The organism is Sphingomonas sp. UV9 (assembly GCF_004101245.1).
In the GTDB taxonomy this organism is placed as follows: Bacteria; Pseudomonadota; Alphaproteobacteria; order Sphingomonadales; family Sphingomonadaceae; genus Sphingomonas.
This window is the reverse complement of sequence record NZ_SCIN01000004.1, coordinates 67065-82229: the sequence shown is the minus strand read 5'-3', so window position 1 is coordinate 82229 and position 15165 is coordinate 67065. Positions and strand designations below refer to the sequence as shown.

The 15165-nt window shown below is 67.1% G+C and carries 16 protein-coding genes and 1 tRNA gene; 7 read left to right on the top strand and 10 right to left on the bottom strand.

Going from position 1 to position 15165, the window contains the following annotated elements:
- The first annotated feature begins 18 nt into the window (after positions 1-18).
- The 4 genes from EQZ23_RS17385 to EQZ23_RS17370 all read left to right on the top strand — a co-directional run bounded on the left by EQZ23_RS17385 (position 19) and on the right by EQZ23_RS17370 (position 1827).
- The gene (locus EQZ23_RS17385) at positions 19-585 is read left to right on the top strand and encodes a nucleoside triphosphate pyrophosphatase (RefSeq protein ID WP_128455719.1); all 567 of its coding nucleotides are present in this window, start codon (positions 19-21) and stop codon (positions 583-585) included.
- On the top strand, positions 578-1525 hold the full coding sequence (locus EQZ23_RS17380) for a ribonuclease (protein WP_128455718.1): 948 nt from the start codon (positions 578-580) through the stop codon (positions 1523-1525). The genes EQZ23_RS17385 and EQZ23_RS17380 overlap by 8 nt, the downstream gene beginning before the upstream one ends.
- Entirely contained in the window at positions 1525-1698 is a 174-nt protein-coding gene (yacG, locus tag EQZ23_RS17375) for a DNA gyrase inhibitor YacG (RefSeq protein ID WP_128455717.1), read from the top strand. The genes EQZ23_RS17380 and yacG overlap by 1 nt, the downstream gene beginning before the upstream one ends.
- A 53-nt stretch (positions 1699-1751) precedes the next feature.
- Positions 1752-1827, top strand: a tRNA-Phe gene (locus EQZ23_RS17370).
- A gap of 196 nt (positions 1828-2023) precedes the next feature.
- Here the strand turns inward: EQZ23_RS17370 and EQZ23_RS17365 are convergent.
- The 5 genes from EQZ23_RS17365 to EQZ23_RS17345 form a co-directional block, all read right to left on the bottom strand.
- Positions 2024-3094, bottom strand: a complete 1071-nt coding sequence (locus EQZ23_RS17365; RefSeq protein ID WP_128455716.1) for a 5-(carboxyamino)imidazole ribonucleotide synthase — start codon at positions 3092-3094, stop codon at positions 2024-2026.
- An 11-nt stretch (positions 3095-3105) separates the two neighbouring features.
- Complete coding sequence (gene purE / locus EQZ23_RS17360) at positions 3106-3561, bottom strand: 5-(carboxyamino)imidazole ribonucleotide mutase (RefSeq protein WP_128455900.1); 456 nt, start codon at positions 3559-3561, stop codon at positions 3106-3108.
- A 286-nt stretch (positions 3562-3847) separates the two neighbouring features.
- Positions 3848-4534: a 2,3-diphosphoglycerate-dependent phosphoglycerate mutase gene (gene gpmA / locus EQZ23_RS17355; protein ID WP_128455715.1), complete on the bottom strand. Its 687-nt coding sequence runs from the start codon at positions 4532-4534 to the stop codon at positions 3848-3850.
- A gap of 139 nt (positions 4535-4673) precedes the next feature.
- On the bottom strand, positions 4674-5795 hold the full coding sequence (locus EQZ23_RS17350) for a M14-type cytosolic carboxypeptidase (RefSeq protein WP_128455899.1): 1122 nt from the start codon (positions 5793-5795) through the stop codon (positions 4674-4676).
- 11 nt (positions 5796-5806) lie between these two features.
- Positions 5807-6421 (bottom strand): DUF4136 domain-containing protein, encoded by a 615-nt coding sequence (locus EQZ23_RS17345; protein WP_128455714.1) that lies wholly within the window; start codon positions 6419-6421, stop codon positions 5807-5809.
- 173 nt (positions 6422-6594) lie between these two features.
- Here EQZ23_RS17345 and ykgO point away from each other — a divergent pair, with 173 nt between their 5' ends.
- Together ykgO and EQZ23_RS17335 are read left to right on the top strand one after the other, a co-directional pair.
- Positions 6595-6720: a type B 50S ribosomal protein L36 gene (gene ykgO, locus EQZ23_RS17340; protein ID WP_003046794.1), complete on the top strand. Its 126-nt coding sequence runs from the start codon at positions 6595-6597 to the stop codon at positions 6718-6720.
- A 4-nt stretch (positions 6721-6724) separates the two neighbouring features.
- The gene (locus EQZ23_RS17335; RefSeq protein WP_128455898.1) at positions 6725-7339 is read left to right on the top strand and encodes an HAD family phosphatase; all 615 of its coding nucleotides are present in this window, start codon (positions 6725-6727) and stop codon (positions 7337-7339) included.
- Between the two features lie 100 nt (positions 7340-7439).
- Here the strand turns inward: EQZ23_RS17335 and EQZ23_RS17330 are convergent, their stop codons facing one another.
- Entirely contained in the window at positions 7440-8045 is a 606-nt protein-coding gene (locus EQZ23_RS17330; protein ID WP_128455897.1) for a L,D-transpeptidase family protein, read from the bottom strand.
- Positions 8046-8259: 214 nt separating this feature from the next.
- On the opposite strand from EQZ23_RS17330, the gene EQZ23_RS17325 reads away from it, so the two are divergent.
- On the top strand, positions 8260-8964 hold the full coding sequence (locus EQZ23_RS17325) for a murein L,D-transpeptidase catalytic domain family protein (protein ID WP_128455713.1): 705 nt from the start codon (positions 8260-8262) through the stop codon (positions 8962-8964).
- Positions 8965-9103: 139 nt separating this feature from the next.
- On the opposite strand, the gene EQZ23_RS17320 is transcribed toward EQZ23_RS17325, so the two are convergent.
- The 4 genes from EQZ23_RS17320 to EQZ23_RS17305 form a co-directional block, all read right to left on the bottom strand.
- Entirely contained in the window at positions 9104-10162 is a 1059-nt protein-coding gene (locus tag EQZ23_RS17320; RefSeq protein ID WP_276318489.1) for a glycosyltransferase family A protein, read from the bottom strand.
- A gap of 35 nt (positions 10163-10197) precedes the next feature.
- The gene (locus EQZ23_RS17315) at positions 10198-12708 is read right to left on the bottom strand and encodes a DegT/DnrJ/EryC1/StrS family aminotransferase (protein WP_128455712.1); all 2511 of its coding nucleotides are present in this window, start codon (positions 12706-12708) and stop codon (positions 10198-10200) included.
- 137 nt (positions 12709-12845) lie between these two features.
- Positions 12846-14753, bottom strand: a complete 1908-nt coding sequence (locus tag EQZ23_RS17310) for a CocE/NonD family hydrolase (protein ID WP_206364308.1) — start codon at positions 14751-14753, stop codon at positions 12846-12848.
- 96 nt (positions 14754-14849) lie between these two features.
- Positions 14850-15149 carry a hypothetical protein gene (locus EQZ23_RS17305; protein WP_060525867.1) on the bottom strand — a complete coding sequence of 100 codons (300 nt, stop codon included), beginning with the start codon at positions 15147-15149 and terminating at the stop codon, positions 14850-14852.
- Positions 15150-15165: the final 16 nt, after the last annotated feature.

Below are 15165 nucleotides of genomic sequence, written 5' to 3'. Positions count from 1 at the left end.
TCTTATCACGAGGCACCCATGCTGGTCCTGGCATCTTCCTCGCCCCGCCGCCGCGATCTGCTCGCGCGGCTCGGGGTCGTGCCATCGCGCGTGGCATCCCCCGACATCGACGAAACGCCGCGCAAGGCCGAGCCGCCGCGCGTCTATGCGCTGCGCCTCGCGGTCGAGAAGGCCAGCGCGGTCGCGCGTGCCGAGGGCGAGATCGTCCTGGCCGGCGACACGACGATCGCGCTCGGCCGTCGCATCCTGCCGCCCGCCGACACGCTCGAGATCCAGCGCGACCTGCTCGGCAAGCTGTCGGGGCGCCGCCACCATTGCCTGTCCGCTGTCTGCGTGATCGACGCGACCGGCAAGGTCCGGACGCGGATCGCCGACACGATCGTCGCGTTCAAGCCGTTGTCCTCTGCCGAGATCGACGACTATCTCGCGTGCGGCGAAGGGCTCGGCAAGGCGGGCGGCTACGCGATCCAGGGTCGCGCCGAGGCGTTCGTGCGGTTCCTGTCGGGCAGTCATTCGGGGGTCGTCGGCCTGCCGCTGTTCGAAACGCGCGCGCTGCTGAAGACCGCAGGCGTTGCGCTTGCCTGAATGGCTCTACGAAGCCGGCATCGGCGAGGCCCGCGCCGCGCTGGTGGACAATGACGCGATCGTCGAAGCGGCGATCGAACTGGACGACGATAGCAGTTTGAAGGTTGGCCTCGTTGCCCGTGCGCGGCTCGTGGAGCTGTTGCCGGGCCGACGCGGTCGCGTCGTTCTCGACGGCGGCGAGGCTCTCATCAACCACCTCCCGGCCGGCATCACGCAAGGCTCCAGCCTGACCGTCGAGATCGTCCGCGAGGCGCTGCCCGAAGCCGGTCGCGCCAAGCTCGCCAAGGCGGTGCCGACCGATCTGGCCCCCTGCCCTGCCCCGGCGCTGTACGAGCGCCTCGTCGCGACCGGCCTGCCCATCCGCTGCCCGCGCGCGCACGAACCCGACGCGCTGGAGGCGGCAGGCTGGTCCGAACTGCTCGACGAGGCGATGAGCGGCGAGATCGTCTTCCCGCTCGGCGCGCTCCGCCTGTCGCCGACCCCTGCGATGACATTGTTCGACGTCGACGGCGCGCCACCGCTCGACGGGCTGGCCATTGCCGCCGCCCACGCCGTTGCCCGCGCGATTCGCCGGCACGGCATCGGCGGCTCGGTCGGCATCGATTTCCCGACGCTACAGGGCAAGGCACAGCGCAACGCCGTGGCCGTGGCGATCGACGAATCGCTCCCGCAACCGTTTGAGCGGACCGCGATGAACGGCTTCGGGTTCCTGCAGATCGTCCGGCCCCGCCCGCGCGCGTCGATTCCCGAGATCCTGCGCAGCGATCCGGTCGGTGCCGCGACCCGCGCGGCGCTCCGCACGCTCGAACGGACGCCGCCGACCGCCTCCCGCCGCCACACCTTGCCCGCCGGCGTCCATGCCCGCCTGATGGCGCGCCCGGTGTGGCTGGCGGAACTCGCGCGCCGTACAGGCGTCGTCCACGAACTGGAGAGCGCCTGATGCCGACCGTCAAATGCCCGATCTGCGACCAGCCCGCAGTGCCTGAGTACAAGCCGTTCTGCTCGAGCCGCCACCGCGACCGCGACCTGTTGCAGTGGCTCGGCGAAGGCTATCGCATTCCCGGCCGGCCGATATCGCAAACGGGGCTGGACAGCGCCGAAGACGCCGACTAAACGCGCCCTTCCGATCGCAAGGTCGGACGCTTCTCCGGTCCCAGACCGGACGTGCCCGGATAGCTCAGTTGGTAGAGCATGCGACTGAAAATCGCAGTGTCGGCGGTTCGACCCCGTCTCCGGGCACCATTTTTTTACCCCCCCCTGCTGCTCTCTCGCCGTTCGTGCTGAGTAGAGACCGAGTAGCTTCGTAGAAGCGTATCGAGGGCTCGTATCGAAGCATGGGCTTCGCGCGCCAACCAGTCCCTCGATACGCCGTCTCGATACACCCTTGCAGGGCTACTCGACGGCTACTCGGGACGAACGGAAGGGCTGCGTGGCAGCGTTAAGCGCGGACGATACGCGTGACGTGGCCCATCTTGCGGCCGGGTCGCGCGGTGCCCTTGCCGTAGAGGTGGAGATGCGCGCCGGGTTCGGCGAGGAACCCCGCCCAGCGATCGGCATCGTTGCCGATCAGGTTTTCCATCGTCGCTTCACGGCCGGTCAGCGTCGTCGCACCCAGGGGCAGGCCGCAGATCGCGCGGATGTGGTTTTCGAACTGCGAGCATTCGGCGCCCTCGATCGTCCAATGCCCGGAATTGTGAACACGGGGCGCCATCTCGTTGAACACCGGGCCGTCCGCGCCGACGAAGAACTCACACGCCAGCACGCCGACATAGTCGAGTTCCGCTGCGATCCGCCCGGCCAGCGCCGCAGCCTCCTCCGACTGCGCCAATACCGCAGCGGGTGCTGGGACGGTCGAGTGGCGCAGGATGGCGTCGCGGTGGAGATTGAGCGGCGGATCGTAGCGTACCGTGTGCCCGTCATGGCCGCGCGCGATCAGGATCGAGAACTCGTGGTCGAAGGGGATGAAGGCTTCGAGCACCGCGGGGCCGCCGATCGCGTCCCAGGCGGCCTGCGCCGCCTCGACGGTATCGATCTTGACCTGCCCCTTGCCGTCATAGCCGAAGCGCGCGGTCTTGAGCACAGCGGGGGTGCCGACCGCCTCCAGGCCGCGTAGCAGGCTGTCGAGGCTGTCGACCGCCGCCCAGGGTGCCGGACGGCCGCCGACGCTCTCCACGAAGCGTTTCTCGCCGATCCGCTCCTGCGCCACCTTCAGCGCGCGCGGGCTGGGGTGGACGGGGACGCGTTCGGCGAGCCATTCGACCGGTTGCACGGCGATGTTCTCGAACTCGTAGGTCACGACGTCGCAGGCGTCGGCGAAGTCGGCGAGGACGATGCGGTTGTGGTAGTCGGCGCGCGTCATGGTCGAGGCGGACTGCGCGGCGACGCTCTCCTGGTCGGGAGCGAGCACGTGCGTGTGATAACCGAGCTGCGCGGCGGCGGTCGCGAGCATGCGGCCGAGCTGGCCTCCGCCGAGGATGCCGATGGTCGATCCGGGGGGAAGCGGGGTCATGCTGTCGTCTTTCAGATAGGGTCGGTGGCGACGCCGTCGGTCTGCGCCGCGCGCCAGGCCTTCAGGCGCTCGGCCAGCGTATCGTCCGCGGTCGCCAGGATCGCCGCGGCGAGGAGCCCCGCGTTGATCGCACCGGGCTTGCCGATCGCCAGCGTGCCGACCGGGATGCCGCCGGGCATCTGGACGATCGAGAGCAGGCTATCCATGCCCTTCAGCGCCTTCGATTCGACGGGCACGCCGAGCACCGGGAGGTGCGTCATCGCGGCAGCCATGCCGGGAAGATGCGCCGCGCCACCCGCGCCTGCGATCACGACCTTCAGGCCGCGGTCTGCGGCGGTGGTCGCATAGTCGTAGAGGCGTTGCGGCGTGCGGTGCGCGGAGACGACCTTGGTCTCGTACGCGACGCCGAGCGTGTCGAGCGTCTCGGCGGCGTGGCGCATCGTCTCCCAATCGGAGGTGCTGCCCATGATGATGCCGACTAATGCCACGGTCGTCCCCAGATCGAAGGAGCGCCGTGCCTAGCGACGTGGGGGGGTAAGGGCAACGGGTGTTGGGGGTAGTTGTTCGCCGGGTCGACATGCCCGCCACACGCTATCCCGCACACCACCTCCCCACCCCGGCGAAGGCCGGGGCCCAATTGGGGGACGCTTCTAACGAGGCTCAGCGCTCCGTTATATCCACCTTTCCAATTGGACCCCGGCCTTCGCCGGGGTGGTAACGGGGGCCGGGGTGGCGTTAGTCGCTAGGCGCGACTTACCGTTCGCTCAGGTAGTAGCGGTCCGTCGCGGTCAGGTCGGCGTCGAGTTCGTAGACGATCGGCTGGCCGGTCGGGATCTCGAGGCTCGTGATCTCGTCGTCTGGGATGTTCGAAAGGTGCTTCACCAGTGCGCGGAGCGAGTTGCCGTGGGCGGAGATCAGGATGCGCTGGCCGTCCTTCAGGGCTGGCGCGATGCGGGCGTCCCAATAGGGGAGGACGCGGTCGATCGTGTCCTTCAGGCTCTCGGTCCTGGGGATCGCGATGCCGTCGTAGCGGCGGTCCTTCGACAGGTCGAATTCGCTGCCGTCCTCCATCACGGGGGGCGGGATGTCGAAGCTGCGGCGCCAGGTGTGGACCTGCGCGTCGCCGTGCTTTGCCGCGGTCTCGGCCTTGTCGAGGCCGGTGAGCCCGCCATAGTGCCGCTCGTTGAGGCGCCAGTCCTTCTCGACCGGCAGCCAGAGCCGGCCCATCGCCTCCAGCGCGATGTTGAGCGTCTTGATCGCGCGGGTCTGCAGGCTGACGAAGGTCTGGTCGAAATCGAGGCCCTTGGCGGCCATCAGCTCGCCGGCGGCCTTGGCCTCGGCCTCGCCCTTGGCGGTCATGTCGACGTCCCACCAGCCGGTGAAGCGGTTCTCGAGGTTCCAGGTGGACTGGCCGTGGCGGATCAGGACGAGAGTGGGCATCGGGGCTCCTGCAAAAGTCGGGACAAGGGAGGCTGGTAGGAAGAGGGGGCCGGCAAAGGTTAGGATAAGGTTACACCAAGATCGCCGTTCAGTGTGCCGCCTGCGCTTTACGACGCCCCCTTAAGTCATTGATATAGCTTTATATATCGTCGATCATGTCGGCGAGCGTCTCCAACATCGCATGGGCGAGCCGCTTCGAGCGCTCGGGCGACCAGCCGAACGCGGGATCGGCGTTGGCGTCGTGATCCTTGAACGGCATTTCCAAGGTCATCGACACCGCGCCGAACCGCTCGGCGACCTGATTGGTCGACATCGACAGGTTCGCCGAGCCGGCCGCGGACTTGGGATAGCCCTTCTCGGTCTGGAAATCGGGCGTGTGCACCGCAAGCCGCCGGCCATAGTCGTAGAATTTCTCGCCGTGCGCGTCGGTCCAGGACGGGATGCCCTCGAACCCGGCGATGAAGTTCGCCGGGATCGCCTCGTCGCCGTGGATGTCCATGGCGACGTCGACGCCGGTCTGGTCCATCGCGTTGCGGACGCAGAGCACTTCGGGGCTCTTCTCGGGCGTCGGCGTATGCCATTCGCGGTTGAGGTTCACGCCGATCGCATTGGTGCGCAGATGCCCGCGGCGCGTCCCGTCGGGATTCATGTTCGGCACGACGTTGAACGTCGCCTTGGTCAGCAGCGCCGCCGTGATCGGATCGGCCGAATCGGTCAGCCGCTCGAGCGCGCCCTCCATCCACCATTCGGCCATCGATTCGCCGGGATGCTGGCGACCATAGATCCAGACCTGCTTCGGCCCCGACCCGATCGTGAAGCAATCGATCGCCTGCCCGTCGAGCGACTGGCCGAGCTCGCGGTGCGTGACGCCAGGCTGCAACGCGGTGCGCGCCACCACCGCCTCGTGCATCTCCATCGTGTACGGCGCGAAATAGGCGAACCAGGCGAGATCGGTGTCGGCGGTGAAGTCGAATTCGAGCATGCCGTCGGCATAGCGCGTCTCGATCATCCGCCACGCCTGCCGATCGGTGCTGGCGCGCGTCTTGTAGCCCGGCCAGCCGAACGGATACGCCGACTTGCCTGCATTGAGGATGCGATAGGTGAGTGTACGGCCGGCCGCCCCCGCCACTCGGAAATAGAACCACTGGAAAAAGTCGGACTGGAAGTCCGTCACGATCTCCAGGTCGATTCGGTCTCCCTCGATGGCGACAACACGGATGTTGCCACCATCAAAGGCGGCATTGATGGCGACGGGGGTCATGGTTTCGGCGTTCATTTCACCTGAATAGTGCGCCCAGACTCACCGGGGAACCCCATGAACAGCGCGCGGGCGAGCTTCCCGGCCTGAATATCGGTCGTCGCATCCTCCTTGCGCGCATCGGCGAAGGTCTGTGCGCGGCCTTCCCAGACGGGCGACTGGTCGGCGGTACGCTTGATCGTCACCGACAGTTCGGAGACGAGGATCGCCGTGCTCCCCCCGCCGCCGATCGGGAAGCCGACCCCGCCGCCGAGACCGAGGCCGCCACCGCCACGACCGCCGCTGAAGCCGCCGCCGCCGAGGCCGATGCTGATCGGCGACCGCTTGGGCGGGCCGGCCTGCGTGGTGCGCGCGAAGCCGACGGTCGCGACGAGCAGCGGCTTTGCACCTGCCATCGGCACGCTATATCCGGCCTTGAGCAACTCGCCCTGCACGGCGGCGGCATAGGTCTTGAACTCCAGGCTGGCAGGGCCGCCGCCGGTGAGCGGCTGGACCCCGATCGTACCACGTTCGATCGGCTCGCCGAGATGATAGCGCAGCACCTCGGTCGGCGGCAGCGACGGGCCGGTCGCGCACGCGGTGAGGGATGCGCCTGCCAGCGCCAGGACCAGGATCGAACGAACCGCCATCGGGACTTCCTTAGAATGTTGCGCTACAGTAACGCTCGGACCGGCCGAGTGGGTTCCCGGATGGGATGCCCTCCTGGTGGTACGAACGCGTCCGTTGCTTGACTTGGACACACCCCGCCATTAGGCGATCCCGTCTTTCCGCACACCTAGAATTGAAAAGAAGCGAATCGATCATGAAGATCCGCAATTCCCTGAAGTCGCTCAAGGATCGCCATCGCGATAACCGCGTGATCCGTCGTCGTGGCCGTACCTACGTCATCAACAAGACCAACCGTCGCTTCAAGGCACGCCAGGGCTAATCCCCTGCCGACCGCCGTCATTTTCGACGTCGGTCGTGTCCTTTACGACTGGGATCCCCGGATCCTGTACGAGCGCCTGATCGATGACGATCGGGCGCTCGACGCGTTCCTGCGCGACGTCGTCACGATCGATTGGCACTTCCAGCATGATGCTGGCCGTGACTTCGCCGACACCTCGGCGGAGCTTGCAGCGTTGCATCCGCAGCATGCCGCGCTGATCGCCGCCTGGGGGCCTCGTTTCAACGAGAGCATCGGCGCGGGGATCGCAGGCATGCACGAAATCGTCGAGGAACTGGACGCGGCCGGCGTGCCGCTGTTCGCGATCACGAACTTCAGCCACGAGTTCTGGCCACCCTTCCGCGCGCGTGAAGCACGGCTGTTCGATCGGTTTCGCGACGTGGTCGTGTCGGGCGAAGAGAAGATGGTGAAGCCGGACGCAGCGATCTATCGGCTGGCGCTGGAGCGATTCGGGCTGGCCGCGGCGGACGCGGTGTTCGTCGACGACAATCCGGCGAACGTGGGCGCGGCGCGGGCTTTGGGAATCGAATCGGTGCTGTTCACGGACGCGGCGGATTTTCGCGCGCGGTTGGTCGAGCTGGGGCTCCCGATCGCAGGCTGACCGTCACCCCGGACTGGTTTCCGGGGTCCACGGTTCCGCCAACTGATCAGCCGTGAGCATGCGGAACCGTGGATGCCGGAACAAGCCCGGCATGACGAAGTCACGGATCGAGCGAGACCGACTGGCGCAGATTGGCGATCGCGGTCTCCTGATCCGCAACCGGCGGCTCCGGCATCGCGCCACCCTCGAAATCGTCCGTCACGGTCACGGTCGTCCCCAGCGTCGTCACCCCAAACAACCGCTTCGCAAAACCGAGCGGCACGCGAATGCAGCCATGCGAATCGGGAAAGCCCGGATTTCGCCCCGCGTGGATCGCAATGCCGTCCCAGGTGAGCCGCTGCATGAACGGCATCGACGCATCGTTATACAGATTCGACTTGTGGACCGCGTTCTTCTGCAAAATCGGATAGGTGCCGAGCGGCGTGTCCTTGCCGTTCTTGCCGCTGGAAATTGTCGTCGCCGCGATCATCGTCGAGCCGCGATAGACGAACGCACGCTGCGCCAGCAGGCTGATGACGATGCTGACCGGCTCGCTTGCGGCCCCGCTTGCGGTATCGTCCTTCCAGACGAACTGGTTCGGCGAGAGTTCTGTCGCGGCCTGCTCGATCGGCATCGCAGCGAGTGCGCCGGCAGACGCGGCCAGAGCGGGATTTGTGCTCATAAGCAGCGCCAGGGTCAGCCCCACTGCCCTAACCGACCACGCCATCCTGCTCATTCTTCCGTCCGCCCCCGAGTCTCGATATTTCGCCCAACGCACGATTCTCCGGAATGTGCCGCTGCACGGGTTGAGTCGACGAACCGACCCCAAGCCGGGGTAGTTCGAGGGAACAGACCCACAACCGGTGGAAAAGGTTGCAGAATATTCACCGAAAATCGGCTATACCGGGCTCACGGGAATTGGGGCAATTACGGGAAAATCGATGCACGACGATCACGGTCATGTGCGCGAACGACGCGCGCTTCTGAAGAACGGTTTGGTTTTGGCGGGGGCTCTGGCGGTACCGGGTACCGTTTCCGCAACGACGCGGCTCGGACGTCCGCTGACGGCGCGCGACCTGAAGCCGATGTCGCAGCCACCGCTGCCGCGCACCACGGTTGCGGTCACCTCGCCGAAAGTGGTTCGTCCGGACCTGCTGCGTCAGGCGATGGCCTCGCTCAGCCGTCACGGCAGCCGCATCCAGCATCACGACCGGATCGCGATCGCCGATTTCGCGGCGGCGTCGGGCAAGCCCCGCTTCCATTTCGTCGATCTCGCCAGCGGGCGGAGCACGTCGCTGCTGGTCGCGCACGGCAGCGGCTCGGATCCGGCGCATACCGGGTATCTGGAGCGCTTCTCGAACCGCTTCGGCTCCAATGCGTCTTCGGAAGGCGCGTTCGTCACCGACGATTACTATGTCGGCAAGCATGGCCGTTCGCAGCGCCTGATCGGGCTGGATCCGACCAACGACAACGCGCTCGACCGCGCGATCGTGGTGCACTCGGCGTGGTATGCGAACAAGGACATGATCGAGACCCACGGCATGCTCGGTCGCAGCCAGGGCTGCTTCGCGGTCGGCGAGCGCGACCTGGATCAGGTGTTCGCGCGGCTTGGTACGGGCCGGATGATCTACGCGGCCAAGGTCTGATTTCAGCCGTCATCCCAGCGAACGCTGGGATATCCCGTTTAGGCGGGCGTCACCCGCCTCGTGAAATACCCCAGCTTTCGCTGGGGTGACGGCGATGATTGGGTGCCAGGTTTCTCCAGCTTATCCGCTTGCCGCTTTCCTACTCCGCAGTCTGCGCCATCCGGCTTTGCTCCATCCGCCGGCGCGCGCGGCGGACGCCGCCGATGAGTCCCGACCACAGCAGCGCCTCCAGCCCGGCATACCCCAGCCCGAGGTGATCGGGCCGCACGGCGAGCACGTCGGCCAGCCGGATCGTTCCGGCTCGCAAGCCCGCGCGGCCGATATCGCCCCACCGTCGTGCCGTCTCCCAGCGGATCAGGCGGATGTCGTGCGCGGAGCAGTCGTGCGTCGCCAGGAAGTCCGCCTGGATCACGCCCAGCGCACTCCCCAGCGTCGCCAGCGCGGCGCGATCGGGGACCGGGCGCTTGGCCATGTTGTGCAGCATGATCAGCCGCGCGACCCGCTCCGCACGATCGTCGAACAGGCGGGCATAGCGTTCGGTCAGGACTCGCACCGACGCCGCCTCCATCGTGTCGACGAAGCGCTTCGAGACGCCGCCGGGATGGACGCGGTACAGCACCAGCGCCTCGTCCAGCCGCGCGATCGCGCCAAAATGCTGGATCCGCTGATACAGGTCGAAATCCTCGGCGTAGAGGAGTTCGGGTCGCGTCACCGGATCGAGCCGCCGCGCAACCTCGGTCCGCATCATCGTCGACGACCAGACCAGCGGGTTCTCGATAGACGTCAGCCACGCGACCAGCGCGGGCGTCGTGGTCGGCGCATAACTGGACGGGCCGACGACGCCTGCGGTCAGAAGCTCGGCGGCAGTGCCCAGCAGGACGGTGTCCGGATGCGCGTCGAGATACGCCACCTGCCGCGCGAAGCGATCGGGGCGGCAGATATCGTCGTGGTCGAGCGCGGCGATGTAGCGCCCGCGCGCCTCCGCAAAGCCGCGGTTGCGCGCGAGCACCGGGCCGCCATTTTTCGCCATCTCCACCAGTCGCACGCGCGGATCGGGCCAGGCGCGCACCACCTCGCGGGTGTCGTCGGTCGAGCAGTCGTCGACCACGATCACCTCGAAATCGCCGAAAATCTGCGCCTGGAGGCTGGCGAGCGTTTCCTCGATCAAGCCGGCGCCGTTATACGCGGCCATAACCACGCTGACTGCGGGATCGGCCTTTCGAACGCTCGACGTCACGCGGCCGCCAGCGCCTTCGACGCCATCACCTGACCGATGATCATCAGCCCCACATCGTTCTGCCACAGCCACAAGCCATTGGCCTGCCCCGTAAAACTGCTTTCGCCGCCAAGCGCACCCCAGGGTACGAAACCCGCGGCCAGTCCCAACCCATAGAGTCCGGGGATCGGCGCGCCATCGGCATCGACGATCCGGCAATGACGATCGACCATCGGCTGACCGTCATGCGCCGCTAGCGGTATCTGTGCGCCATCGCGATCGGCGATCGGCATGCCGATCGGCCGGTAGCCGAGCGCGGCAACGACCAGGTCCGCCTCCTCGATCGCCGCCCGTGCGCTTGGGTCGTCGTCGACGGAAATACGGTGCAGCGTCACCCGCGGATCGGGCGCGCGACCGTCGATGCCGAGCATCCGCAGCACCAGATCGCGCGCTTCCAAACGGAAGCCGGCGAGGCGGTAGACGAACCCCGACACCGGGCAGATGTCGTCGGGGCCGAAATCGGTGAAGCCCTCGGCCTGCGCCGCCTCGACCGAATGATAGAAGGGGCGCAGCGGCCGGCGGTGCAGCAGTGTGACGGCCCCTGCCCCGAGCGGCAGCGCCGGCTGGCTTTTCAACAGCAGCGCGATCGTCGTCAGCGCGCTGGTCGACCCGCCGATCACCGCGATCTTCGGGTTGCGCTTGCCGGACAGGATATCGGCGACCTTCTTGAACCCGCCGACCGTCAGCACGTCGTCCGACTGGAGCAGGCGTCCGCTCGCGAGGTCGATCAGACGGCCGCCGGCAACGCGCTGCGTCGCGAGCCGGTCGAGCGGCTGGTGCCCGCCGGTCGCGACCACCACGTTGCGCGCGAGCTGGTCGAAGACATGCCCGTCCGACAGCCGGCGGATCTGCACGCTCCACAAGCCGTCGCCGGCACGCTTCGCCCCCAGCGCCTCGTGCCCGGTCAGCACGACGCCGCCATTGCCGCGGACGATATCGGTCAGCCGGTCGCCGGTCGCACGCAACAGCGGCCCGACTTCGGTCAGCGGGACGCCCAGCGCGCCCTCATGCGCCGCGACCGCGCGCCCGGCGGGGTGATCGACCAGCCGCGCGAGTTCGGGGTGCACATTGTCGCGCACCGCGGTCAGAAAGGTCTGCGCGGTCGAGTCGGAGGTGATCGCGTAGCGCCCGAGCCGCCCGCCACCGATCGCGTTGCCGCGCTCGATCACCATCAGCCCCGATGCGGCGAGATCGGGGAGCAGACCGCGCTTGGTCGCCGAGGTGAGCATCGCCGTGCCCGCGGGACCGCCGCCGATCACGATGACCGAGGCGATGGCGCCACCGGGGCCGCGCACCGACGCGCGTCGATCGCGCGGGCGGACGATCGCGGCGCACGCCGAGGCCAGCGCGGTCGCCGCCTGTCGCGCGTCGTCGACCGACATCGCGTCGGTGATCGGCAACGACAGCATCCGCCCGGCGATCTTGTCGGCGACCGGGGTCGGCTCTATCATCGCGGTCGCCTGGAACCAGGGCTGTTCGCCGAGGTGAGGGCTGAAATAGCGGCCACAGCCAATGCCGTCCGCCTCGATCGCCTCGACGATCGCATCGCGGTGGTGTGCGATATGGTCGGGGAGCAGCACCGGCATGAACTGCATCGCACGGCGCCGGCCCGACACCGCCTGGAACTGGAAATCGGGCAGCGTCGCGCGGTAGGTATCGTCGAGTACGGCGCGGTGGTCGGCGATCGCATCGATCTCGGCGAGCTTGGCCTGCGCGATGATCGCGGTGATCTCGGGCAGCTTGGCGTTGATCCCGGGCAGCGTGGCGCTGCGGCTGCCCTCGAAGCCGAAATTGCCCATCGACCGCAGCGTGGTGATCAGGTCGACGTCGCCGCTGTGGATCAGCCCGCCCTCGCCGACCGCGAACGTCTTGGTCGCGTGCATCGAATGCACCACCGCGAACGGCGCGCGCGCACCGAAGCCCAGCCCCGCATCGTCGAGCGTGCCGAGCGACGAGGCCGCATCGACGACCACGCCGACCCCGTAGCGCCGCTGGAAATGCACGTAGCGGTCGAGATCGATCGCATTGCCGAACGTCGCATAGGGCACGACCACGCCGATCCGCTCGCCGAGGCGCTGGAGCAACCGCTCCTCCTCCAGCGCGCAGGCGCCCCAGTCGTCAGGATCGATATCGCAGACCAGCGGGGTCAGCCCCGCCCATGCCGCCGCCTGCGCGGTCGCGGCGAAGGTGAGCGCGGGCATCAGCGCGAGCGTGCCCTGCTTGGGGTTCAGCCCGCCCGTCCGCATTCCCGACGCGTGGCGGATCGCGAGCATCAGCCCTAGAGTCGCGTTGCCGACCGCCAGACATGCACCGTGCCCACCGAACAGCGTGTCGGTCACGCCGGCCTCGAACGCGCGAACCTCCGGACCGTTGTTGCTGAACACCCCCGACGCCTCGACCCGGCGCAGCGCGTCGAGATGCTCGCTCAGCCGCGGCGGGTTCGGCGCGATCAGGGGGAGGTGTGTCATTGGCGTTCCGGTCTGTTGTACGGCCGACCTATGATCCACCGTGTCCTAAGAACCAGTTACGCGAGCAAACGCCAATATACGCAGTGAAGTTCTTTCCTTACATCACCCCGGATCGCATCCGGGGTGATGCAGGACTTTCAGCGGACGAGCGGCAGGCTGATATAGCTTTCGTCGGCACCCGACACGGTCACCTTCTGCGTCGCCTTCACGTAATCCTTGGGTTGCGCGAAGAAGATGTTCGGTACGAAGGTCTGCGGATTGCGATCGTACAGCGGGAACCAGCTCGACTGCACCTGCACCATGATCTTGTGCCCCGGCAGGAACACGTGATTGGTGGTCGGCAGCGCGAACTTGTATTTTAGCGGCACGTTAGCGGCGATCGGCTTGGCGACGCTCAGGCTTTCGCGGTAGCGCCCGCGAAAGATGTCCATCGCCACCGACAATTGATAGCCGGCCATCGCCTTCTCACCGGGATAGACGTCCGGATACACGTCGATCAGCTTCACCACCCAGTCGCTGTCGGTGCCGGTGGTCGAGGCGGTCAGGTTCACCTCGGGAACGCCCGCGATCGTCGTCGGCGCGGTCAGTGCGTCGGTGGTGAAGGTCAGCACGTCGGGGCGGCCCGAAACGCCACGCTGATCGTCGACCAGCCACTGTTTCCAGGTCGATCCGCTCGCATAGGTCGGCAGCGTCGGCCGGACGCGGTAGCTGACGGGTGCCGCCGGGTCGGAGAGATAGTCCGCCGTCGTCGCTGCGCCGCCCGCCGCGGTGAAGCCGAGCGTGCCACCGGGCTTGAGGTAGAGCGGTGTGCCCGCCGTCGGTGCGGTCGGCCAGCTCTGCAGCTTTTGCCATTCGTTGCGCCCGGTCTGGAACATCGTCACCGGCGCGACGTCCATCGCCGGCTGGTCGCTCTTCAGATAATGCGCGAGGAACGGCGCGAGGACGTGCCAGCGCCACCACTTCGCGGTGTCGGCGTCCCATTTGATCGCACCGAGCGCGCTACCGTCGCGCACCTCCTGCCCGTGATACCAGGGGCCCATTGACAGATAGACCATGTCGTTGGCGGTATCCTTGGGCTCCAGCGCGCGGTAGACCGCAGGCGCGCCGTAGATGTCCTCCTGATCCCACAGACCACCGACGATCAGCGTCGGCACCTTCAAGGGCTGGCCGGCGAGCACCGTGTCCATCGCCTGGCTCGACCAGAACGCGTCATAGGACGGATGCTGCGTGATCTTGCGCCAGAAGCCGAGCTGTTCGAGGCCCTGCGCCTTGCCGATCGCGCCGGCCGAGCCGCCTTTCAGGTAATAGTCGTAATCGTCGGCGGTATCGGTGATCCACGGCGTGCCGGCGTCCTTGGTCGCCTCCTGGCCTAGGATGTACGGCATCATGCCTTCGCGGAAGGCACCGTTGTGGAACCAGTCGTCGCCGCGCCAGCCGTCGACCATCGGGTTCATCGGCACCGAGACCTTGAGCGCCGGATGCGGGTTGATCAGCGCCATCAGCGGCAGGAAGCCGTCATAGCTGATCCCGCTGATCCCGACGCGGCCGTTGGATTCGGGGACGTGCTTCACCAGCCAGTCGATCGTGTCGTAGGTGTCGGTGGAATCGTCGGTCTTGGTCGGGTTCTGCGGCGTGCCGGCGCGCGCCGGGTTCATCATGTAGATGCCCTCCGACCCGTCCATCCCGCGGACGTCCTGGATCACGCGGATATAGCCCGCCGCCGCGATCACGTCGCCAGCGCCATCGCCGTGCGCGAGGATGCCCGCATAGGTGCCGCTGTCGACCTTGGTCTGGCCGTCCGCGTCATAGGGCGTGCGCGTCATCAGGATGCCGGCGTCCTTCGCGCCCTTCGGCACGATGATGACGGTGTGCAGCTTCACCCCGTCGCGCATCGGGATCTCGACGACTTTGCGCACATAGTCGTAGCCGACGTCGCGCGGCGCCATCTTGGCGGGGCGTTCGTCGTAGTTCTGGGCGGTCGCGGGCAGGGCCTGGGCAGCCAGCGCAGCGAACGCGCAGGCGGTGAGCAGACGGGGTATCGACATCATCTTTTCTTCTTCCTTCCCTCCCGGATTGAAAAAGAAAAGGGCCCGCCTTCCCCGGTGGAAAGACGAGCCCCCTCTCGTAGTAACCTTAGTCGATCAGGCTGTCCGCGTGCCGGTCAGCGGGAAGCTGCCGAAGGCGCCGGCCGCGACGCTGCCCTTGAGGACGTCGTCCTCGACGGTTGCCTTGCAGTCGAGCGTCATCGGCATCGGCACGGTCATGCTCTGCTTCCAGGTGATCGTGTCGCCATCGACGTCACCGGTCACGTCCATGCCGCCCATCGCGCCCGATACCGCACCGGTGAAGGTGCTGCCCGCGCTGTTGACGGTCAACGTCATCTTCTGATCGCCCAGCGGCGATTTGACCACGCAATCCCAGCTGCCATCGACGTTTGCCATTGCTCTCTCTCCAGAA